Origin of the sequence: Pseudomonas sp. SG20052 (assembly GCF_031766055.1) — a bacterium.
Classification (GTDB): domain Bacteria; phylum Pseudomonadota; class Gammaproteobacteria; order Pseudomonadales; family Pseudomonadaceae; genus Aquipseudomonas; species Aquipseudomonas mandelii.
This window is the reverse complement of the sequence record NZ_CP134498.1, coordinates 1780241-1800609: the sequence shown is the minus strand read 5'-3', so window position 1 is coordinate 1800609 and position 20369 is coordinate 1780241. Positions and strand designations below refer to the sequence as shown.

The 20369-nt window shown below is 59.0% G+C and carries 24 protein-coding genes; 1 reads left to right on the top strand and 23 read right to left on the bottom strand.

Going from position 1 to position 20369, the window contains the following annotated elements; translation table 11 throughout:
* Positions 1-103: 103 nt before the first annotated feature.
* From RHP74_RS08185 to RHP74_RS08090, 20 genes are all read right to left on the bottom strand, one after another.
* Entirely contained in the window at positions 104-922 is an 819-nt protein-coding gene (locus tag RHP74_RS08185; RefSeq protein ID WP_077747991.1) for an SDR family oxidoreductase, read from the bottom strand.
* 197 nt (positions 923-1119) lie between these two features.
* Complete coding sequence (locus tag RHP74_RS08180; RefSeq protein WP_077747992.1) at positions 1120-1995, bottom strand: SMP-30/gluconolactonase/LRE family protein; 876 nt, start codon at positions 1993-1995, stop codon at positions 1120-1122.
* Positions 1996-2032: 37 nt separating this feature from the next.
* Positions 2033-2749 carry a FadR/GntR family transcriptional regulator gene (locus tag RHP74_RS08175; protein WP_311098782.1) on the bottom strand — a complete coding sequence of 239 codons (717 nt, stop codon included), beginning with the start codon at positions 2747-2749 and terminating at the stop codon, positions 2033-2035.
* A gap of 206 nt (positions 2750-2955) precedes the next feature.
* Positions 2956-3516 carry a DUF1285 domain-containing protein gene (locus RHP74_RS08170; RefSeq protein WP_010461838.1) on the bottom strand — a complete coding sequence of 187 codons (561 nt, stop codon included), beginning with the start codon at positions 3514-3516 and terminating at the stop codon, positions 2956-2958.
* Positions 3517-3531: 15 nt separating this feature from the next.
* Positions 3532-4137, bottom strand: a complete 606-nt coding sequence (locus RHP74_RS08165; RefSeq protein ID WP_010461840.1) for a DUF4823 domain-containing protein — start codon at positions 4135-4137, stop codon at positions 3532-3534.
* A gap of 138 nt (positions 4138-4275) precedes the next feature.
* Positions 4276-5244 (bottom strand): radical SAM protein, encoded by a 969-nt coding sequence (locus tag RHP74_RS08160; RefSeq protein WP_311098779.1) that lies wholly within the window; start codon positions 5242-5244, stop codon positions 4276-4278.
* Between the two features lie 138 nt (positions 5245-5382).
* Positions 5383-6021: a TetR/AcrR family transcriptional regulator gene (locus tag RHP74_RS08155; RefSeq protein WP_008152317.1), complete on the bottom strand. Its 639-nt coding sequence runs from the start codon at positions 6019-6021 to the stop codon at positions 5383-5385.
* A 342-nt stretch (positions 6022-6363) separates the two neighbouring features.
* Positions 6364-7149, bottom strand: coding sequence for a TatD family hydrolase (locus RHP74_RS08150; RefSeq protein WP_077747993.1), 786 nt, complete (start codon positions 7147-7149; stop codon positions 6364-6366).
* A 14-nt stretch (positions 7150-7163) separates the two neighbouring features.
* Positions 7164-7520 (bottom strand): PilZ domain-containing protein, encoded by a 357-nt coding sequence (locus tag RHP74_RS08145; RefSeq protein ID WP_010461846.1) that lies wholly within the window; start codon positions 7518-7520, stop codon positions 7164-7166.
* 42 nt (positions 7521-7562) lie between these two features.
* Complete coding sequence (locus RHP74_RS08140; RefSeq protein WP_010461847.1) at positions 7563-8549, bottom strand: DNA polymerase III subunit delta'; 987 nt, start codon at positions 8547-8549, stop codon at positions 7563-7565.
* Positions 8542-9174, bottom strand: coding sequence for a dTMP kinase (gene tmk, locus RHP74_RS08135; RefSeq protein WP_010461848.1), 633 nt, complete (start codon positions 9172-9174; stop codon positions 8542-8544). Before tmk ends, RHP74_RS08140 begins: the two co-directional genes overlap by 8 nt.
* 19 nt (positions 9175-9193) lie before the next feature.
* Positions 9194-10426 (bottom strand): endolytic transglycosylase MltG, encoded by a 1233-nt coding sequence (gene mltG, locus RHP74_RS08130; protein ID WP_311098772.1) that lies wholly within the window; start codon positions 10424-10426, stop codon positions 9194-9196.
* 3 nt (positions 10427-10429) lie between these two features.
* Positions 10430-11245, bottom strand: coding sequence for an aminodeoxychorismate lyase (gene pabC, locus RHP74_RS08125; protein ID WP_311098771.1), 816 nt, complete (start codon positions 11243-11245; stop codon positions 10430-10432).
* Positions 11245-12489, bottom strand: a complete 1245-nt coding sequence (gene fabF / locus RHP74_RS08120) for a beta-ketoacyl-ACP synthase II (RefSeq protein WP_008152330.1) — start codon at positions 12487-12489, stop codon at positions 11245-11247. Before fabF ends, pabC begins: the two co-directional genes overlap by 1 nt.
* Positions 12490-12597: 108 nt before the next feature.
* Complete coding sequence (gene acpP, locus RHP74_RS08115; protein WP_003442511.1) at positions 12598-12834, bottom strand: acyl carrier protein; 237 nt, start codon at positions 12832-12834, stop codon at positions 12598-12600.
* Positions 12835-13025: 191 nt separating this feature from the next.
* Complete coding sequence (fabG, locus tag RHP74_RS08110; protein WP_010461854.1) at positions 13026-13769, bottom strand: 3-oxoacyl-ACP reductase FabG; 744 nt, start codon at positions 13767-13769, stop codon at positions 13026-13028.
* A gap of 16 nt (positions 13770-13785) precedes the next feature.
* A complete protein-coding gene (gene fabD / locus RHP74_RS08105; RefSeq protein WP_042932292.1) occupies positions 13786-14724 on the bottom strand; it encodes an ACP S-malonyltransferase in 939 nt (312 codons plus the stop codon).
* Between the two features lie 126 nt (positions 14725-14850).
* Positions 14851-15861, bottom strand: a complete 1011-nt coding sequence (gene plsX, locus RHP74_RS08100; RefSeq protein WP_311098768.1) for a phosphate acyltransferase PlsX — start codon at positions 15859-15861, stop codon at positions 14851-14853.
* 4 nt (positions 15862-15865) lie between these two features.
* The gene (gene rpmF, locus RHP74_RS08095; protein WP_008152339.1) at positions 15866-16048 is read right to left on the bottom strand and encodes a 50S ribosomal protein L32; all 183 of its coding nucleotides are present in this window, start codon (positions 16046-16048) and stop codon (positions 15866-15868) included.
* A gap of 13 nt (positions 16049-16061) precedes the next feature.
* Positions 16062-16589 carry a YceD family protein gene (locus RHP74_RS08090; RefSeq protein ID WP_004371317.1) on the bottom strand — a complete coding sequence of 176 codons (528 nt, stop codon included), beginning with the start codon at positions 16587-16589 and terminating at the stop codon, positions 16062-16064.
* A 105-nt stretch (positions 16590-16694) separates the two neighbouring features.
* On the opposite strand from RHP74_RS08090, the gene RHP74_RS08085 reads away from it, so the two are divergent.
* Positions 16695-17273: a nucleoside triphosphate pyrophosphatase gene (locus RHP74_RS08085; protein ID WP_304818503.1), complete on the top strand. Its 579-nt coding sequence runs from the start codon at positions 16695-16697 to the stop codon at positions 17271-17273.
* A 48-nt stretch (positions 17274-17321) separates the two neighbouring features.
* On the opposite strand, the gene sppA is transcribed toward RHP74_RS08085, so the two are convergent.
* From sppA to rluC, 3 genes are read right to left on the bottom strand one after another with little or no spacing between them, the layout of a single operon-like run.
* The gene (sppA, locus tag RHP74_RS08080; RefSeq protein ID WP_010461867.1) at positions 17322-18311 is read right to left on the bottom strand and encodes a signal peptide peptidase SppA; all 990 of its coding nucleotides are present in this window, start codon (positions 18309-18311) and stop codon (positions 17322-17324) included.
* Between the two features lie 24 nt (positions 18312-18335).
* A complete protein-coding gene (locus RHP74_RS08075; RefSeq protein ID WP_311098763.1) occupies positions 18336-18998 on the bottom strand; it encodes an HAD-IA family hydrolase in 663 nt (220 codons plus the stop codon).
* Positions 18985-19947 carry a 23S rRNA pseudouridine(955/2504/2580) synthase RluC gene (gene rluC, locus RHP74_RS08070; protein ID WP_311098761.1) on the bottom strand — a complete coding sequence of 321 codons (963 nt, stop codon included), beginning with the start codon at positions 19945-19947 and terminating at the stop codon, positions 18985-18987. The genes RHP74_RS08075 and rluC overlap by 14 nt, the downstream gene beginning before the upstream one ends.
* Positions 19948-20369: the final 422 nt, after the last annotated feature.

The following is a 20369-nucleotide window of genomic DNA, read 5'->3' as shown; positions in this document are numbered from 1 at the left end:
TGTTATTTTTTTTGAGCGTTATTTTGAAAGCCGGTACTGCAAATAGTCATATCGTATGATGATTGGATTTCAGACGGAACTCCGCGTCTGAAAGCCGTTTTGCTCAGTCGTGATACATGACCGAGCGTCCACCATCGATGGTGATGCATGAAGCATTGATGAACGGTGCTTCATCGCTGGCCAGGAAGACGGCCGTCATGGCCACTTCCATCGGTTGCCCGATACGACGCGGCGGATGCAGGTCGAATGCCCTCTGACGTTCGGCCTGGGGGTCGGCAAAACCGTTCCAGTAATCGACGTTCAATTGGGTTTCGATGTAGCCCGGCGCGATCGCATTCACGCGAATGCCCTTTGGCGCGTATTCGATGCCCAGCGCGCGGGTCAGCCCGAGCAAGCCGTGCTTGGCCACCGGGTACGGAAAGCAGCCCGGGATGATGTGGGTGGAATGGGTCGAAGCGATGTTGATGATGCTGCCGATGCCCTGCTCGATCATTTGCGGCAGCACGGCTTTGCAGCCATACCACGCGCCGTCGAGGTCGATGGCGAAGCAGCGATGCCAGTCTTCTTCGGTCATTTCCAGTGGATCGCGGAATACGTTGACCCCAGCGCAGTTGACCAATACGTCGATCCGGCCGTGACGCTCGACGGCCAACCTGGCCATCGCGTGCAGATCTTGCTGCCGGGAGACGTCGGCCTTGATGGCCTGGACATCGAAGCCTTTGTCCCGCCAGTGCGCCGCGACTTTCTCGACTTTTTCGGCCTGAATATCACTGATGATCAGTTTGGCCTGCTGCGACGCGAACGTGGCGACGATGGCCTCGCCGATGCCCTGTGCAGCGCCGGTCAGCAGCACGACCTTGTTTTTCAGGCGCTCGCCTTTGGCTGGTTCGGGCACGGCTGGCAAGGAAAGAGGCTCAGCCATGGATCAAGCCCCCTTTTTTCAGGGACGACAAAAGCCGGGCATCTGTCGATGTCCGGTCAAAAGTCTTTTTGGAAAATCGCTGCATCACTTCACCTGTTTTGTTTTTTTAAGTGTGAGTGCGTGTAACTGATGGCCGACTATAAACCCGACCACCAAATAATCTCAATATATAATTTTACATCCCATATTTTGGGATTTTATCCAGCAAAGCGGGTGCAGGTTTTTCCGGGCACATCGACGCGAATCGACAGCAGCGCGCCGTCCAGCGGGTGGTTGAGCGGGCTCGCGGCGCTGGTGACGTACAGGGTTTTCAAGTCTTCGCCGCCGAACACGCAACTGGTGGGGCGGCTGACCGGCAATTCGATCACGCGGTCGACATAGCCATCCGGGGTTAGCCTGATCAGGCAGCTACCGTCCCAGCGGGCGTTCCAGATGAAACCCTCGGCATCCATCGCCGAGCCATCGGGGCCGCCCCGATCGTGGGGACCGAACCAGACATACGCGGTGTCCAGGTTGCCATCGGTGTGGACGAAATGGCGGTACAAGGTTTTGTCCATGCTGTCGGCGAAAAACAGCGTGGTCTCGTCCTCGCTCCACAGCAACGTGTTGGGAATGCCCAGCCCGCGAAGCAGCGGCGTGACCCGGGCGTCGCGGTCGATGCGAAACAGGCCGCCGGAGCGACGCACAATGGGCAGGTCTTCGCCATTTTCACCGATGTTGTTCTGCATGGTGCCAAGCCAGAGCCGACCCTGTGCATCGCAGCGGGCTTCGTTGGCGCGGTTGCCGGGTTGCGGGTCGGCGACGCAGAGCAAGGTCAGGCGCGGCTCAAGCCCCGGCGAATCAAGGTCCAGCCGATAGACGCCGCTGCTCAACGTCACGAGCGCATCGCCGCTTTCACAGGGGATAAACGCGGACACGTGTTCCGGCATTTTCCAGATTTGCACGTTGGCGCCGATCAGCCGCAGGGCTTGCTTGCCGGCGATGTCCACCCAATACAGCGCCTGGGTCGGCACATCCCAGAACGGACCTTCACCGAGTTGCGCACGGTGTCCGGTAACCGCATTCCACGTCATGAAACCTCCTGTTGTTTTTGTATGTGGCGCAAGCCTCTCAGCCGGCTTTTTTGTCGGCCATGACTTTTGGATAAAAGCGTTTGATCGCCAGGTCCGCGTTATCGATCAGGGTCATGCAGGCCCAGACACCCCGCGGGGCATCCCGTGCGGCGATGGCGTCGGCCATGTCTTTGTGAATCGGCAGCGTGCGGCGCAATTCGTCCGGGTCGGCGGCGGACACTTCGAACGACACCGCCAACAACGCGCCAAGGGCCGGGACCATTTGTTCGATGAACTGGTTGTGGCTGGCGGCGAGTATGCACTCGTGGAAGACCTGGTCGGCGCGGTTGTAATCGACGCCGCTGTCCACCGCCCGTTCCAACGCGTTATAGGCCTGCTGGATCGCCTGGACCTGTTCGACCGTTGCGCGCTCGCAGGCCCAGCGCACGGCCATCGGTTCGATGGTGCGGCGCAGATCGAGCAAGTCGTCGACGAAGTTTTCCGGCAAGCCGCTGCGCGAAAGCCAACCCACTACTTGTGGGTCGAAGAGGTTCCAGCGTCGCACCGGTAGCACCCGTGTACCGACTTTCGGCCCGACTTCGAGCATGCCTTTGGCGACCAGGGTTTTGATGGCTTCGCGGATGACCGTGCGACTGACACCCAACTGCTCACCCAGGTCGGCTTCGACCTTGATGGTTTCACCCGGCTTGACCTGGCCGGCGGCTATCCAGCAACCCAGCCAATCGACGGTCGACGCATGAAAACTGCTGGACATGGACACCTCGATGCAGGAGCGGCACAAAGCCGTTCGCGATGGGTGTCCACGCTAATCATCATACGATTGGGTGTCAATTTGATTTTTTGGATGACTCACACATCCAATGTGGGAGCGAGCCTGCTCGCGATGGCGGCGTAACAGGTAACAACTAGGTTGATGTTATGGCCTCATCGCGAGCAAGCCCGCCCCCACAGTGCTATGCGTTAAGGCTCAAGGCCGATGGGGAAGAATTCACCGCCGCTCCATACACCCAGCCAACGTTGCCCGTCGATCTCACGTGTCACGGCCAACTCCACCAGTTGGTAGAACACATTACGATGGATCAGGGCTTCGAGGTTGGTGCGCACATGCACGTAGGGTGCTGGCTCTTGCGTGACCGGGTCGATCACCACGCGAATCGGGTGTTCGGTGCCGGCGTCCGTGGTCTCGTCGACGTTGGTGGTGAAGCGCAGAAGCTGGGCTTCGCCCTCGCCTTCCACGTCCACGGCAATCGCCACAAACGGCGCATCATCGACCTTGATGCCCACTTTCTCGACCGGAGTGATCAGAAAATAGTCATCGCCATCGCGGCGAATGATGGTGGAAAACAATTTGACCATCGGTTTGCGCCCGATCGGCGTCCCCAGGTAATACCAGGTGCCGTCGCGGGCGATGCGCATGTCGATGTCGCCACAGAAATCAGGGTTCCACAGGTGGACCGGCGGCAAGCCTTTGGTTTTGGGGATTTGCCCCAACAAGTCGTTGGCTTTTTGCGGGCCACTCATGGCGTTCTCCTTGGATTACTGGTCGCTGAGACCAATCAGGCTGCGCGCGTATTGCTCAAGCGGCGGGCCGATCAGGTCTTGTGGCTTGTTATCGTGGAACGTCAGTAAACCGCCACGACTCTTGATACGTGCAGTATCAATCAAATACTGGGTGCTGGTCTCGATCAACATGATCTGAATCACGCCGCTGTCGATGCCCAAGCGATCCACGTATTCCTGATCGAGCCATTCGTCCGAGTTACCGATTCGGTCATCCGCCTTGGCGAACCGTGTGTAAAGCAGGTAATGGGCACCGGCGGCGCGGGCTTCACCCATGGCCTGGTCGAGACCTTCGGGCGCGCGCGCGCGGCGGACCATCGGGAAATATTCGATAAAGCCGTTGAAGGCTTCTTCAGCGACCACGTTAGGTCGCGGATAAGCACTGCCCGGCGGCGCGAAGGCACCTTGGGCGATGTAGATGAATGAGTCCGGCTGAATGCGCAGGTTATTCACCCGACGACTGTCGCTGTGATCCAGCAGCCCTGCATCGCTCATGTGGTAGCGAGTTCCTTCAGCCATATCGCTGACATTCATGCAGCCACCAAGCGCCAAAACGGCCAGCAGCAAAACCAGGCTACGCATCCTACCCTCCAGAGGCCGGTGACGGAAAACCGGCGAATGGCCATTGGATGCAGCTTCCGCGCCAGCTCAAGGATGTTGTGGCCTTATAGATAGCAATCGCGAGCAGGCTAGGAGCGGCGTTCGGACAATGAGGCCCGATCAGCCGCCAATAATCTTCATGATGGTCGCCCCCCCCGAGAACGCCACTTCCTGCTTGTCCCCCAAGGCTTTCACCAGGAGTCGCTGCAACGCCGGCAATGCCTGATGGCGCGGCTTGTCGAGCAGATCGCCGACATAGTGGCGATTGCTCGACGATAAACAGCCATGCAGCCAGCCGGTGGACGACAGGCGCAGGCGTGAACAAGTCCGGCAGAAGGGAACGCTTTCATTGGCGATCACGCCGAAGTGCCCCAGCCCCGGTATTTGGTAACGCACGGCAGTGGCGTCTACGGGTGCATCCGCCTGCAAATACTCGAAACGCTCGCCAATCAGGCTCAGCAACTGCTGAAGGCTGACGAACTGTTGCAGGAAAGCGTTGTTGTCGCTGGCCAGATGACCCATGCGCATCAGCTCGATGAAGCGCAATTCATAGCCACGCTCCAGGCAGTAATCGAGCAGAGGCATCACTTGATCAAGGTTCTGGCCGCGCAGGGGCACCATGTTGACCTTGATTTTAAGGCCGGCGGCCTTGGCCTGATCCATCCCGTCGAGCACGGTCGCCAGGTCGCCGCCACGGGCAATGCTGCGGAACGCGCTGGCATCCAGGGTATCGAGGGAAACGTTGATGCGACGGATGCCGGCGTCTACCAGCAACGGCAGCTTCTTCGCCAGCAGCTGACCATTGGTAGTCAGGCTGATGTCTTCCAGGCCCATCTTGCCGACGGCCGTCATGAAGGCTTCGAGCTTGGGGCTGACCAGCGGCTCGCCACCGGTGATGCGCAAGCGCTCGATGCCCGCCGCTTCGATCAGGTACGCCACGCCGCGCGCCATGGCGTCGGCCGACAATTCGTCCTGCGCAGCCACCAGCCGCTTGCCGTTGGGCACGCAGTAGGTACACGCGTAATTGCAGGCTGAGGTCAGGCTGATCCGCAGATTGCGGAAACGCCTGCCTTGACGGTCAACGATCATGGAGCACTCCGGCGAAAGGAATTTGAACGCGTAAAACTTGACTCACAAATCAAGTTTTAGCAAGTCCCATGCCTGAGTATATTCCTGAGGTACTGCGCCATATAGAGAAATCATGGCGCAATAAGGCAACTGAATGGTTCAGCTACTCGGAGTGTCGGTATCGCGCTTGCGCTTGTTGCCCATACGCACGCCGATATCCATCAGGAACTGGAAGAAACCTTCCTGATCTTCCAGCACATTGCTCCAGAACGGCGAGTGATACAGCGCCACGGCACCGTGCACCAGCGCCCAGGACGCGCAGTAATGGAAGTAAGGCGGCACGTCTTCAAGCTTGCCTTCGCTGATCCGGCCCTTGATCAGCAAGGTCAGGCGTTCGAAGTTCGAGGCGCGGATCTTGTGCAGTTCCTCGACCATCTCCGGCACCTGGTTGCCCTTGACCACCTTCTCTTCCAGCCGATCGAACAAGCGATAGCGTTGCGGATCGCGCATGCGGAATTCGAAGTAGGCCCGGGACAGGGCTTCCTTGTCCTTGTCGACATCAGCCGAATGCAACAGCTCGTTCAGATCACGCTCGTAGTCGAGCATCAGGCGCAGATAGATCTCCGCCTTGGATTTGAAATGCTTGTAGATCGTGCCTTTGCCGATACCGACGGCATCAGCAATCATCTCGACGGTGACACTGTCTTCACCTTGGTCGAGGAACAGCTTGAGCGCGGTATCGAGAATTTCTTGCTCGCGGCGACGAAACTCACGGACCTTACGAGGTTCTTTATGCATAAGAAAAGGTCTGTAGGGGTCAAAATTCGAAGCCGCGTATTATGCCTAACTTGCGCCAAAATGCACGGATCATCCGACCATATCTGTGTTTCTTGATGATTTCACACAGGGTCGCCTGTTGATGAGAACACTTCCGAAGCGCCCGTATTCCAAAATTGTTTAAAAACCGGGACCGGTAAACTGGACTCGGCGCAATACTGATCAATACTTGAACTGTCGGCGGGGCATCTCCCCCAAGTGTCGCGTCGATATAGGTACCAACGGACCGCGTGCCTTTGTTTTACTCCTAATGGTCTTAACCCGGATTCACCCCCCAGAACCCGGGTTTTTTTTGCCTGCGATTCAGCCCTTCACATGCGCCAGCGGAAACAGGCGCTTGAAGTTTTCAGTGGTCTGTTCGGCAAATCGCTCGTAAGCCTCACCCCGCAACATTGCCAGAAACTCCGCCACCTCGCGCACGTACTGCGGCAGGTTGGGTTTGCCGCGATAAGGGATCGGCGCCAGGTACGGCGAGTCGGTTTCTACCAGCAATCGATCAGCTGGCACTTTGCTGGCGACGTCACGCAGCGCATCGGCATTGCGAAAAGTGACAATGCCAGACAGGGAAATGTAATAGCCCATGTCCAGCGCAGCCTTGGCCATGTCCCAGTCTTCCGTGAAGCAATGCAACACGCCCGCCTGAGGCAACGCAGCCTCGCGCAGCAAACTCAACGTATCGGCACGGGCGCCACGGGTGTGGATGATCACCGGTTTGCCTGTTTGCTGGGCGGCCTGCAGGTGCAAGCGAAACGATGCCTGCTGCAACTCTGCCGCTTCCGGCTCGTAGTGATAATCCAGGCCGGTTTCACCGATGGCCACGACACGGGGGTGATTGAGCTCACGCAACAACCAATCCAGCGCCGGAGCGGCACCCGGCTGTACATCCAGAGGATGCACGCCCACTGAACAGTCGACGTCGCCATAACGTTCGGCCAGGGCTTTGACATCCGCGGCATTTTCAACGCTGACGCCGATACATAAAAAGTGCCCTACCCCGCGCTGCCGGGCCGCATCAAGCGCGGCATCCAGGGAGCCGTCGTGGGCGGCGAGGTCAAGACGATCGAGGTGACAATGGGAATCTACGAGCATAAAAGGGCTGCAACTTACATCGTATGAGTGGGACGGTCGGACTTCAGGGCTCCGGCCAGATGGGTTTCGATTCGACTGCGCGCGGTGTTGTCGCCGTCGTTGAATTGTACGCCGACCCCGGCAGCCCGATTGCCCTGCGCACCGTTGGGCGTAATCCAGGCAACCTTGCCGGCTACCGGGATCTTATCGATCTCATCCATCAGGTTCAGCAGCATGAATACCTCGTCGCCCAACTTGTAGCTCTTGTTGGTCGGGATAAACAGGCCACCGTTCTTGATGAACGGCATGTAGGCCGCGTAAAGCACGGACTTGTCCTTGATGGTCAGGGACAAAATGCCGTTGCGCGGCCCCGGATTGACGGCTTCATTCATGCTGACCTCCATTGCTGATGATCAGAGTCTAGGCACAGACGATCACTTCTGGGTAGGCAAGGATGCCCATTGCACCAGCAGTGCCTCCAGCAACAAGGCCGGATTGAGGTTAGCTTTGCTCATGACCTTCTGACGCTGGGCGAGAATCCAGTCCTGGATATTCAAGACTTTATCCTGAGCGGTTTTCTGCGCCAGGTATTGAATGACCTTGCGCATGTCCGCCAACCCCAGCCCCTGCTCATCCTGGGTCAATTGATAGCGCAGGATCAGACTCGACCAGTCGCAGAACCAGTCGAACAACAGCAACTGCGGGACGGTTTTCCATTCTTCGGCCAATTGCGTCGGCGATTGCTGCTGCTTGAGCAGCTTCTTCACGCCTTCGACCACCAGAGCTCGCTGTTCGCGCACGCCTTGGGCCTGCAACTTGACCGCCGCCAGCGGGGAGCCGGCCGCCAGGGTCAGCAGTTCGATACGCTCTTCTTCCGAGCTGTCCGGCAGGGCCTTGGCCAGCCAGGCAAGACTCATCGCTTCGCTCGGCAGCGGACAAGCCTGCTGTACGCAGCGGCTCTTGATGGTCGGCAGCAGACGACTGGTCTGGTGGCTGACCAACAGCAAAACGGTGTCGCCGGACGGTTCCTCAAGACTTTTGAGCAAGGCGTTCGCGGCGTTGATGTTCATCGACTCGACCGGCTCGATCAACACCACCTTGCGCCCGCCCATTTGGGCGGTCTGGACCACGAAACTGACCAGATTGCGCACCTGATCGACCTTGATCGCCTTGTCGGCCTCTTCGGGTTCCAGGATGTAATTGTCGGGGTGGCTGCCGGCCTTAAGCAGCAGGCAGGACTTGCACTCACCGCAGGCATCCTGCGCGGTCGGACGCTGGCACAGTAAACTGGCCATCAACCGTTCCGCCAGCGCCCGCTTGCCGATCCCGGCCGGGCCATGCAGCAGATAGGCGTGCGCATGTTGCTTGCGACCGGCCAACTGCTGCCAGAGGCTGTCCTGCCACGGATAGGCTTCAGCCACGGGCCAACTCCAGCAGGCGTGGCAGCAAGGCGTCCAGAGACTGCTGAACCTGTGCCAGCGGCTGAGCGGCATCGACCCGCACATAACGCGCCGGGTCAGCTTCAGCGCGCTTGAGGAACGCACTGCGCACGGCATCAAAAAAGGTTCGGCCTTCGAGTTCAAAACGATCCAGGCGACCGCGAGCGCTGGCGCGAGCCAGGCCCACTTCCACCGGCAGATCGAAGATCAGCGTCAGATCCGGGCGCAAATCGCCCTGCACAAAGGTTTCGAGGGCCGCGATACGCTCCAGCGACAGACCACGACCACCGCCCTGATAGGCGTAGGTCGAATCGGTAAAGCGATCACACAAGACTACCGCGCCGCGGGCCAGCGCCGGGCGAATCACCTCGGCCAGATGCTGGGCGCGCGCGGCGAACACCAGCAGCAGCTCGGTGTCAGGGTTCATGACTTCATCAACCGGCGCCAACAGCACCTCGCGGATCCGCTCGGCCAAGGGCGTACCACCCGGCTCGCGGGTCAACACCACCTCGATACCGGCGGCGCGCAGGCGCTCGGCCAGGTATTCGCGGTTGGTGCTCTTGCCGGCGCCTTCCGGGCCTTCCAGGGTAATAAACAAGCCAGTCACGGGCAGTCCTTAATCAGAGTCATTGCGGGCTTTGCGGAGCCGGTGTGTCCGGCTCGGGCACGGGTTCGGGCGCCGGAGCGGGTTCTTGCGGCGCGTCTTGTGGCGCTACTTCTGGCAAAGCTTCGGGATCGGGATTGGGCGAAGCGGCCGGAATCGGCGCTTCGGCACCCGGTGTGTCGGCACCCGGTGTGTCGGCACTCGGAGTTTCTGGCGCGGTGACCGGTGCCGGACTGGACCGATAATCGGCACGACGCTTGAGCTGGAACTCGCGCACCGCATTATTGTGGGCGTCCAGATCATCGGAGAACACGTGGCTGCCGTCACCGCGAGCGACGAAGTAGAGGCTGTTGCCTGCCACCGGGTTCAACGCGGCATGGATCGCTTCGCGGCCGACCATGGCAATCGGGGTGGGTGGCAGGCCCGAAATCATATAGGTGTTGTACGGCGTGGCCTCCTTGAGGTGGGCGCGGGTCAACTTGCCGCTGTAGCGATCACCCAGGCCGTAGATCACCGTCGGATCGGTCTGCAGCAGCATGCCCATCGCCATGCGTCGCACGAACACGCCTGCAATCTGCCCGCGCTCCTGGGGCACACCGGTTTCCTTTTCAACCAGCGAGGCCATGATCAGCGCCTGATAGGGTTCGGTGTACGGCAAATCAGCAGCGCGCTGCTCCCATTCCCTGGCCAGGACTTCGTCGAGGCGATCGTAGGCTTTTTCCAGCAGATCGACGTCGGTCATGCCCCGCACGAAGCGGTAAGTGTCGGGGAAGAACCGGCCCTCGGGAAAGATCCCGGTATGGCCCAGCTTGGTCATCACTTCGCTATCGCTCAAGCCGTTGAGGGTCTGCTCGAGTTTTTCATCCTTGGCCAATGCCGCCCGGACCTGATGAAAATTCCAGCCTTCGACCAGAGTCAGACTGTACTGAACGATGTCCCCACGCTTCCACAGGTCGATCAGCCCTTCGACGGTCATGCCGGGCTGCATGCGGTATTCGCCCTTGTGCAAGGGTTGTCCGGCCAGATTGAATCGCCAATACACGCGCAACCAGAAAGCGTCCTTGATGACGCCATCGGCTTCGAGTCGATAGAAGGTGCGGGTGGGTGTCGTGCCTTTAGGCACTTCCAGCAGTTCTTCCTGGGTGATGTTCAGCGGCTGATTCAGCGCCGTATGAATCTTCCAGGCGGAGGCGCCCAGACACAGCCCTGCCAGAACCAATCCGGTTTCCAGCAGCAGCAACAATTTACGTCTCACGTATCAAGCATCCAGTAGCGCATGGGCAATGGTTTGGAGTTTACGGGTGAGCGGCCCAACCGGCCAGCTCAGCGCAGCATAGGCGCGCACCGGCCAAACGCCATACACGCTGTTGCAGACAAAGACTTCATCGGCCCATTGCAGCTGATCGAGGCTGATGTCGGTGATTTGCGTGGGGATCCCCAATGACTCGGCTTGAAACAATAATTCGGCACGCATCACACCCGCCACGCCGCAGCGCTTCAAATCGGCTGTGATCAACACGCCATCGCGCACCAGGAAAAGATTACTGAATACGCCTTCGATCACCCGCCCTGTCCTGTCGAGCATCAAGCCTTCGGCATGCTCGGTGTCCTGCCATTCGGAACGGGCTATGACCTGCTCCAGGCGGTTCAGGTGTTTGAGGCCGGCAAGCAGTGGTTGCCTGGACAGTCGCGTCGCACACGGGAACAGGCGAACGCCCTGCTCGCCATGAACGGCAGGATAAGCAGCGGGTGGATTTCCTTGCAGAATACGTCGGGCCTGAGCCGAAGGATCGGGAGCGTAACCACGCAGACTGTCGCCGCGGGTGAGGATGAGCTTGAGCACACCTTGACCCAGTGCGGCGGCATAGGCCAGCAGCTCACTGCGGATCAGCTCGTGATCGGCAGTGATCGCCAGCCGTGAACAGCCATCGGCCAGACGCGACAGATGTCGGTCCAGCAACAAGGGTTGCCCACCACGCACGGCGATGGTCTCGAACAGACCATCACCGTAAGCCAGGCCGCGATCCTTCAGCGACAAAGCGTCAGCCGGCTGACCGTCGACCCAGTTGTCCATCAGTCAGCGAACCGGCGGAACACCAGCGAGCCGTTGGTACCGCCAAATCCGAAGGAGTTGGAGAGCACCACATCGATATCCATATTGCGCGCGGTGTGCGGCACGAAATCGAGATCGCAGCCTTCGTCCGGTTCATCGAGGTTGATGGTCGGTGGCGCTACCTGGCTGTTGATCGCCAGCACGCTGAAGATCGCCTCGACTGCGCCTGCTGCACCCAGCAAGTGACCGGTCATGGACTTGGTCGAACTGACGGCCAGTTTGTAGGCGTGATCGCCGAACACCGACTTGATCGCACAGGCTTCGGCGAGGTCGCCGGCCGAGGTCGAGGTGCCGTGGGCGTTGATGTACTGGACCTGATCGCCATTGATCCTGGCGTCGCGCAAGGCATTAGTGATGCAACGGGCAGCACCGGCGCCATCGGCGGGAGGCGAAGTCATGTGGTAGGCATCGCCGCTGGTGCCGAAACCGATCAGCTCGGCATAGATGGTCGCGCCGCGCGCCTTGGCGTGCTCCAGCTCTTCGAGAACCAGGGCGCCGGCACCGTCGGACAAAACGAAGCCATCACGGCCCTTGTCCCATGGACGGCTGGCACGGGTTGGCTCGTCGTTGCGGGTCGACAGCGCACGGGAAGCACCGAAGCCACCCATGCCCAGACCGCAAGCCGCCATCTCGGCGCCGCCGGCAATCATCACGTCAGCTTCGTCGTACATGATGTTGCGCGCAGCCATGCCAATGCAGTGCGTACCGGTGGTACACGCGGTGGCGATGGCGTAGTTAGGTCCCTGTGCACCCAAGTGGATGGACAGAAAACCGGAAATCATATTGATGATCGAGCCAGGCACGAAAAACGGAGAAATCCGTCGTGGCCCGGAATCATGCAGGGTGCGGCTGGTTTCTTCGATATTGGTCAGACCGCCAATACCCGACCCCATGGCCACGCCGATGCGTTCACGGTTGGCGTCGGTGACTTCAAGGCCTGCGTTACGTACAGCCTGAAAACCTGCGGCCAGACCGTACTGAATGAACAGGTCGAGCTTTCGAGCTTCCTTGACCGACAGGTATTCCTCGACATTGAAGCCCTTTACCGAGCCGCCAAAACGGGTGGAATAGGCAGAAAGGTCGGTGTGTTCGATCAGACCAATGCCACTGCGGCCAGCCAGAATGCCCTGCCAACTGCTTGGCACATCCGTGCCCAGTGGCGACAACATACCCATACCGGTGACTACGACGCGTCTACGCGACACAGCACTCTCCTTTTTCAAATGACGACTTTGCATCAGGCCTAAAGAAAAAACCGCACGCCGTGATGGCAGTGCGGTTTTTCCATGACAGCAAGCAACGATTACAAGCTATTAAGCCTGGTGGTTAGTAACGTAATCGATTGCGGCTTGTACAGTAGTGATCTTCTCAGCTTCTTCGTCAGGGATTTCGGTCTCGAATTCCTCTTCCAGAGCCATCACCAGCTCAACGGTGTCAAGGGAGTCGGCACCCAGGTCTTCAACGAAGGAAGCAGTGTTGACCACTTCTTCTTCTTTAACGCCCAGTTGCTCAGCAACGATTTTCTTGACGCGCTCTTCGATGGTGCTCATACCTTGTTTTCACTCCTAATGGACAAATTCAGGCAGCTGGCCAGTGGGTAAGTGTATAGAAAGACTTTTCAGTTTTTCAACTGAAAGCTTCACTCCTCAAACCCGACGACCCTCTGCCTATAAATAGATTGCAGCTTTATAACGGATTTTAGACAGCTCGTATGACATTTTTTTGAAGCAATCCGTCACATTTAACTCATGTACATCCCGCCGTTCACCGGGATTGTAGCCCCAGTAACGTAAGCCGCACCGTCGGATGCAAGAAAAGCGACCACAGACGCGATCTCTTGAGCTTGCCCCAGACGGCCCAGCGGAATCTGCGTCTGCAAGGCTTCACGCTGTGCCTCAGGTAGTTCGCGGGTCATATCGGTGTCGATGAACCCTGGGGCCACCGAGTTTACCGTAATCGAACGCGAACCGACTTCACGCGCCAGTGCACGGCTGAAACCTTCCAGACCGGCCTTGGCGGCTGCGTAGTTTACTTGGCCTGCGTTGCCCATGGCACCCACAACCGAGCCAATACTGATAATTCGTCCCCAACGGGCTTTGGTCATACCGCGCAAAACGCCCTTGGACAGGCGGAACAGACTGTTCAGGTTGGTATCGACGACGTCATGCCATTCGTCATCTTTCATGCGCATCATCAGATTATCGCGGGTGATACCGGCATTGTTGACCAGGATCGCCGGCGCACCGAACTGTGCTGTGATGCTCGCCAATACGGCAGCAACGGATTCGTCGCTGGTGACATTGAGTTCCAGGCCAGTGCCTTGAATACCATTTTCTTTCAGGGTAGCGGCAATACGCTCGGCGCCGGAAGCGGACGTCGCGGTACCGACAACAATAGCGCCCTGACGACCCAGTTCCAGGGCGATGGCCTGGCCGATACCGCGGCTCGCACCGGTGACCAGTGCAACTTTACCTTGCAGACTCATGCAAGTTTCTCCTGATTCAGGCCAGCGCTGCACGGGCGGCAGCGAAAGCGTCTGGGGTATTGAGGTTGGATGTCGACACGCCTTCGGCGCAACGCTTGTTCAGGCCGGCGAGTACTTTGCCAGGGCCGCATTCGACCAGTTGGGTCGCGCCCTTGGCGGCCAGCGCCTGGACCGACTCAACCCAGCGTACAGGCTTGTAGAGCTGCTCAAGCAGATCGCGCTTGAGGGTTTCCAGATCGGCCGGCACATTGGCGCTGACGTTCTGCACCACAGGGATCTGCGGAGCCTGCCAGTCAATGGCAGCGATCGACTCAGCGAAACGCTCGGCTGCCGGACGCATCAATTCGCAATGGGACGGCACGCTGACCGGCAACGGCATGGCACGCTTGGCACCACGAGCCTTGCAGCCTTCGATGGCGCGTTCGACCGCAGCCTTGGCACCGGCGATCACGACCTGGCCCGGGGAGTTGAAGTTGACCGCGCTGACCACTTCGCCTTGCGCCGCTTCGGCACAGGCGGCCAACACGTCAGCATCTTCCAGACCCAGGATTGCGGCCATGCCGCCCTGCCCGGCCGGAACCGCTTCCTGCATCAACTGACCACGGCGCTCCACCAGCTTGACGGCGGCGCCCAGGCTCAGGCTACCTGCCGCGACCAGTGCGCTGTACTCGCCCAGGCTGTGACCGGCAACGTAAGCCGGACGCGCGCCGCCTTCCGCCAGCCACAGACGCCACAAGGCGATCGAGGCAGTCAGAATGGCCGGCTGGGTTTTATCGGTTTGATTGAGTTGCTCTTCCGGCCCTTGCTGGGTCAGTGCCCACAGGTCGTAACCCAGAGCATCGGAAGCTTCTTTGAATGTTTCGAGGACAACCGGATGTTGTGCGCCCAACTCGGCCAGCATGCCGAGGGACTGCGAACCCTGTCCTGGAAAGACGAATGCGAGGGAAGCAGACATGTAACAAGCCCCTAATGATCTTGTCGTCGGAGAATTTGACGTCCCGCTTGGGGGACGCAAGAAACTGACAGTTGGATGGCCAATTGAACTGAGCGGTCACATTTAAGCATTGTCCGACGAAAACGCCTAAAGCAACAAATCCTCCAGACGACCGTGAATGCGTTCCGGAAGGTTTTCCTGGATCTCGATCAGCGCACGAGAAATGGCACTCTGAAAACCCTGAACCCCGGCCGAACCGTGGCTTTTTACCACAATCCCCTGCAAACCCAGGAAGCTTGCGCCGTTATGTCGCGCAGGCGCCAGATCGGCCTGCAAACGCTTCATCAGCGGCAGCGCCAGCGCGCCGATCATTTTCGAAGCGAGGTTTTTCTTGAACAAGGCTTCGATGCGCCCGGCAATCATGGTCGCCAGGCCTTCGCTGGACTTGAGCAGGATATTGCCGACAAAGCCGTCACACACCACCACGTCCGCCTCGCCCCGGTACAAACCGTCACCTTCGACAAAGCCGATGTAGTTGATGCCGCGAGCACTTTGCAACAAGGTCGCCGCCAGCTTGACCTGCTGATTACCCTTGATGTCTTCGGTGCCGATGTTCAGCAAGGCCACCCGCGGGCGAACAATGCCGAGGGTTTCTGCCGCCACTGAGCCCATCACCGCAAATTGCAATAAATGCTCGGCACTGCAATCAACGTTGGCGCCGAGGTCGAGCAACTGGCAATAACCCTTCTGCGTTGGAATCGCCGCCACCATCGCCGGCCGATCGATGCCGGGCAACGTCTTGAGCACAAACCGCGACAACGCCATCAGCGCACCGGTATTGCCGGCACTGACACAGGCCTGGACCTTGCCATCACGCAACAACTCAAGCGCCACGCGCATCGACGAGTCAGGCTTGCCACGCAAGGCCTGGGCAGGCTTTTCGTCCATGGTGATGACTTCGGACGCCGGAGCAATCGACAGGCGCGAGCGATCCACAGCCGATTGGCCAGAGAGCAATTCTTCAATAAGAGAGGGTTGACCGACGAGGGTCAGGTGCAGCGAGGGCGTAGCAGACAGACAAGCAAGGCTGGCCTGAACAATGCTGCGGGGACCGAAGTCCCCGCCCATTGCGTCAATCGCGATGACTTGAGCAGACAAGTGATTACTCGTCAGCGCCCTTGTCGATCACTTTACGGCCACGGTATACGCCTTCTGGCGATACGTGGTGACGCAGGTGAATTTCACCGGTGGTTTTTTCTACAGACAGAGTGCTTGCCGTCAGGGCGTCGTGCGAACGACGCATGTCACGGGCAGAGCGGGATTTTTTGTTCTGCTGAACAGCCATAATTGATTAACTCCTAAACGTTTGGGTCACGCTTTAACTGCGCCAATACACTGAACGGGTTGGACCGCGTTACCTCGTCCTCGCTCGGTTCGGGCTCATCGAGACCCGCCGGCTGCTGGCATTCTTCCGGATGATGAGCAGGCACAATGGGCAAGGCGAGCAGAAGCTCCTCCTCGATCAGTGACTGCAGATCCAATGGATCTTCGCCCAGTTCCAGCACGTCATAACCTTTCGGCAACGACTGGGTATTCGCACCCTCCTTCACCACAGCATAACTGCATTCGCTATGGATCGGCAGGGTGACCAGCTCAAGACAACGCTGGCAAACCATTTTGACTTCGGTGTCGATAAAACTGTGGATTACCACAGACTTACGTTCATCTCGTTCAAAAACGAATTTAGCCTGCACCGTACCGACAGTATCGGAAAGCGGGTCGCAGAGTCTCTCCAAATCGGCCAGCAGCAGTTCACCTTGAAGGGTGGTGCCACGGTCAGCCAATTTGCGCGGGTCAACGTGAGGTGGAATCGGGTCATTCAACATAGGCGCAGCATTATAGGGATGCACCCAGCCATGTCAAAGGAAATTCAGCCCTGTCCGTCACTTGGAAGCCTCGGTAGAATTCGCGCCTGTCTTCCGGAGATACGCATGCTGCCTTTATTACTCGCTTCAAGCTCGGTTTATCGCCGGCAATTGCTGGCCCGCTTGCAGCTGCCATTCACCTGCAGCTCGCCGGATATCGATGAAAGCCATCGCTCCGACGAGACGGCCATCGAACTGGTAAAACGCCTTGCCGAAGAAAAAGCCCGGGCACTGGCCGGCAGCCATCCTGCTCATCTGATTATCGGCTCCGACCAGGTTGCCGTCCTCGGCAATCGAATCATCGGCAAACCCCACACCTTCGAGAAGGCCCGCGAACAACTACTGGCATCCAGCGGTGCCAGCGTGACCTTCCTGACGGGCCTGGCACTGTTCAACAGCCAGACCGGCGACTGCCAGGTCGACTGCGTGCCTTTCACCGTGCACATGCGCACCCTCGACCCGGCACGCATCGAGCGCTACCTGCACGCCGAACAGCCCTACGACTGCGCTGGCAGCTTCAAGGCCGAAGGCTTGGGGGTGAGCCTGTTTCAAAGCACCGAAGGCCCTGACGCCACCAGCCTGATCGGCCTGCCGCTGATTCGCCTGATCGACATGCTACTGGCCGAGGGCGTGCAAATTCCCTGAACACAAAAAACCGGCCACTGCGGCCGGTTTTCTGGTGCAACCAAAGAATCAACGCAACGAAGGCCCCTGGAAGCCCATCCACATCGCCAGTTGCTCAGCCACGCTGGCACCGAGCTTTTTCGAGAAACGATCAAATGGCGATTCCTGAACGGTGAAATCCACCAATTCCTTCTCGCCAATTACATCGCGCGCCACCGAACTGGCACTCCCCAGGCCATCGATCAGACCCAGCGGCAACGCCTGCTCACCGTTCCAGACCAGCCCGGAGAATAACTCTGGATGCTCTTTATCCTTGAGACGGTCGCCACGGCCCTTCTTCACGCTGTTGATGAACTGCTGGTGCGTGGTATCCAGAACACCCTGCCAGAACTGAGTTTCCTCAGGCTTCTGCGGTTGGAACGGGTCGAGGAACGACTTGTGCTCGCCGGACGTGTAGGTCCGACGCTCGACGCCAAGCTTCTCCATGGTGCCGACGAAACCATAACCGGCCGCCGTCACACCAATGGAACCGACCAGACTCGCCTTGTCGGCGTAAATCTGATCCGCCGCGCTGGCGATGTAGTAAGCACCGGAAGCGCCCAGGTCAGAGATCACCGCGTACACCTTGGTATCCGGGTGCAAGCCGCGCAGACGGACGATCTCGTCATACACATAACCCGACTGCACCGGACTGCCGCCCGGGCTGTTGATGCGCAGAACCACACCCTTGACCTTCTCATCCTCGAAGGCAGCACGCAGACTGCCAACGATGTTGTCGGCGCTGGCCGGCTCCTTGTCGGCGATCACGCCGGTCACATCGATCAACGCCGTGTAGTGGGAACCGCGGGTCGCGCTTTTTTCCATATCCATGAGCGGCGTGAACAGAATCAACGCGCCAAACAGGTACACAAAGGTCAGCAATTTAAAGAAAATACCCCAGCGACGAGACCGGCGCTGCTCCTGGACACTGGCCAGCAGGGTCGTTTCCAGCAGCTTCCAGCTTTTTTCGTCACCGCTCTCTGCGCTCGCCTTGGCGGGCGCTTTCCATTCGTCGGTCATGACATCTACCCCAGCAAAAACCCGTTAAGCCCGCTGACCCAGCCAGGCATGCAATTCTGAAAAACGATCAATGGCCAGTCGCGGCTCGAACAGCTTCAGCGCGTCGATCGATTGCGCGCCATAACTGACTGCCACCGAATCCATGCCGGCATTACGCGCCATCTGCAGGTCGAAGGACGAATCGCCCACCATCAGCGCCTGCTCCGGGCGAACCTCGCAATGCGCGAGAATCTGCTCAAGCATCAGCGGATGGGGCTTGCTGGCGGTTTCGTCGGCGGCGCGGGTGATATCGAAATAATCTTCCCAGCCATGGGCTTTCAGCACCCGATCCAGCCCGCGACGCGCCTTGCCCGTGGCCACAGCCAGATGATAACCCTCGGCGCGAAACGCCTCCATCGACTCGAGCACACCCTCGAACAGCGGTGAAGGCACAGCCTCTGCGGCGATGTAGTGATCCGCATAGTGTTGGCGGAACGCAACCAGCTCGGCATCGCCAATATCGGGGTACAACGTGCGAATGGCCTCAGGCAGACCCAGACCGATAATGCCTTTGACGGCAAAATCATCGCGCAGCTGAAACCCGGACCGTTCGGACGCGACATGCATCGCCTCGACAATCCGACCAATGGAGTCAGCAAGCGTGCCGTCCCAATCGAAAATCAGCAGTTTGTAATCAGAGGGGTGCACTCAGGCGCTCCACGGTCTTGGCCCACATTTCATCCACCGGCGCCTGCAATTTCAGCTCGCCACCATCGGGCAGCGGCACAGTCAGCAGGTAGGCGTGCAGAAACAGGCGTTTGCCGCCCAAATCGCGAATTTCCTTGCTGAAACCTTCGTCGCCATACTTGGTGTCGCCAGCGATGCAATGCCCGGCGTGCAAGGTATGGACGCGAATCTGGTGGGTCCGGCCGGTAATTGGCCTGGCCTCGATCAGGGTGGCAAAGTCGCCGAAGCGGCGCAGGACCTTGAATACGGTCACAGACTCCTTGCCCTCCTCCTCGTCGACCTCGACCATACGCTCGCCGGAACGCAGATTGCTCTTGCCCAGCGACGCGCGGACCTGCTTGATCGAAGCCGCCCAGTTACCACGGACCAGCGCCATATAGCGCTTGTCGACGCCATCGCCGCGCAAGGCCGTGTGCAAGTGGCGCAACATGCTGCGTTTCTTGGCGATCATCAACAGGCCAGAGGTATCACGGTCGAGACGGTGAACCAGTTCGAGCTCCTTGCAATCGGGACGCAACTGACGAAAGGCTTCGATCACCCCATAAGTCAGGCCGCTGCCGCCATGAACCGCAATGCCGCAAGGCTTGTTGATCACGATCAGCGCTTTGTCCTCGAACACAATCGAGGCTTCCAGGCGTTGCAGCAGGCCTTGGGCCAGCGGCACCGGCTCGTCGCGCTCAGGCACGCGAACCGGCGGCACGCGTACGATATCGCCCGCCTGCAGCTTGTATTCGGGCTTGATCCGACCTTTGTTCACTCGCACTTCGCCCTTGCGCAAAATGCGGTAAATCAAGGTCTTGGGCACGCCTCTGAGCCGAGCGAGAAGGAAGTTATCAATACGTTGGCCGGCATATTCCGGCGAGACCTCCAGCAGTTGTACGGCTGGGGTCGAAGGGGCAGTAGTCGTCATGCCGCGGATGATAACAATTTTTTATGGAATTGAAGCACTTAATCATTGCTGCTATAGTCGCGAACGCCGCCAAAAGCGGCCTGGACAGCGGACTAACGGTCAAAAACCGGCCCTGACCAACGCAATTCACCAGGACGCGAGGCCGTCCTACGGGGCTTTCGCTACGTAACGGTGGAGTTTGCAGCTGTAACAAGCGCAGGTGACATGAGGCCTGAATCAAGCCGCAAAGCAGAGTTTTCACTCCCCTTGCGAGCCAATATTCATGGCCAGTTCACAAAGTGCAGTCAGCTAAGGACGACCCCGAGCGAACGCTTCGGAAACAACGCCTAAATTAGCCATGATGCGTGACCTCCCCCTTCGGAGCTCACGGTAAATGCCAACCCGCTGCGGATTCTGCGCGCGGCAGCACCCGAATTATCAGG

What these genes read in the sequence shown, in the direction of transcription:
- fabG (WP_010461854.1), bottom strand. Translation starts at nt 13,769, where the DNA reads ATGAGTCTGCAAGGTAAAGTTGCACTGGTCACCGGTGCGAGCCGCGGT.
- fabD (WP_042932292.1), bottom strand. Translation starts at nt 14,724, where the DNA reads ATGTCTGCTTCCCTCGCATTCGTCTTTCCAGGACAGGGTTCGCAGTCC.
- RHP74_RS08175 (WP_311098782.1), bottom strand. Translation starts at nt 2,749, where the DNA reads ATGTCCAGCAGTTTTCATGCGTCGACCGTCGATTGGCTGGGTTGCTGG.
- RHP74_RS08090 (WP_004371317.1), bottom strand. Translation starts at nt 16,589, where the DNA reads ATGTTGAATGACCCGATTCCACCTCACGTTGACCCGCGCAAATTGGCT.
- RHP74_RS08145 (WP_010461846.1), bottom strand. Translation starts at nt 7,520, where the DNA reads ATGAATGAAGCCGTCAATCCGGGGCCGCGCAACGGCATTTTGTCCCTG.
- RHP74_RS08170 (WP_010461838.1), bottom strand. Translation starts at nt 3,516, where the DNA reads ATGAGTGGCCCGCAAAAAGCCAACGACTTGTTGGGGCAAATCCCCAAA.
- RHP74_RS08150 (WP_077747993.1), bottom strand. Translation starts at nt 7,149, where the DNA reads ATGCTCGTAGATTCCCATTGTCACCTCGATCGTCTTGACCTCGCCGCC.
- RHP74_RS08160 (WP_311098779.1), bottom strand. Translation starts at nt 5,244, where the DNA reads ATGATCGTTGACCGTCAAGGCAGGCGTTTCCGCAATCTGCGGATCAGC.
- sppA (WP_010461867.1), bottom strand. Translation starts at nt 18,311, where the DNA reads ATGACCGACGAATGGAAAGCGCCCGCCAAGGCGAGCGCAGAGAGCGGT.
- RHP74_RS08085 (WP_304818503.1), top strand. Translation starts at nt 16,695, where the DNA reads ATGCTGCCTTTATTACTCGCTTCAAGCTCGGTTTATCGCCGGCAATTG.
- pabC (WP_311098771.1), bottom strand. Translation starts at nt 11,245, where the DNA reads ATGGACAACTGGGTCGACGGTCAGCCGGCTGACGCTTTGTCGCTGAAG.
- rluC (WP_311098761.1), bottom strand. Translation starts at nt 19,947, where the DNA reads ATGACGACTACTGCCCCTTCGACCCCAGCCGTACAACTGCTGGAGGTC.
- RHP74_RS08180 (WP_077747992.1), bottom strand. Translation starts at nt 1,995, where the DNA reads ATGACGTGGAATGCGGTTACCGGACACCGTGCGCAACTCGGTGAAGGT.
- RHP74_RS08185 (WP_077747991.1), bottom strand. Translation starts at nt 922, where the DNA reads ATGGCTGAGCCTCTTTCCTTGCCAGCCGTGCCCGAACCAGCCAAAGGC.
- RHP74_RS08165 (WP_010461840.1), bottom strand. Translation starts at nt 4,137, where the DNA reads ATGCGTAGCCTGGTTTTGCTGCTGGCCGTTTTGGCGCTTGGTGGCTGC.
- acpP (WP_003442511.1), bottom strand. Translation starts at nt 12,834, where the DNA reads ATGAGCACCATCGAAGAGCGCGTCAAGAAAATCGTTGCTGAGCAACTG.
- RHP74_RS08155 (WP_008152317.1), bottom strand. Translation starts at nt 6,021, where the DNA reads ATGCATAAAGAACCTCGTAAGGTCCGTGAGTTTCGTCGCCGCGAGCAA.
- rpmF (WP_008152339.1), bottom strand. Translation starts at nt 16,048, where the DNA reads ATGGCTGTTCAGCAGAACAAAAAATCCCGCTCTGCCCGTGACATGCGT.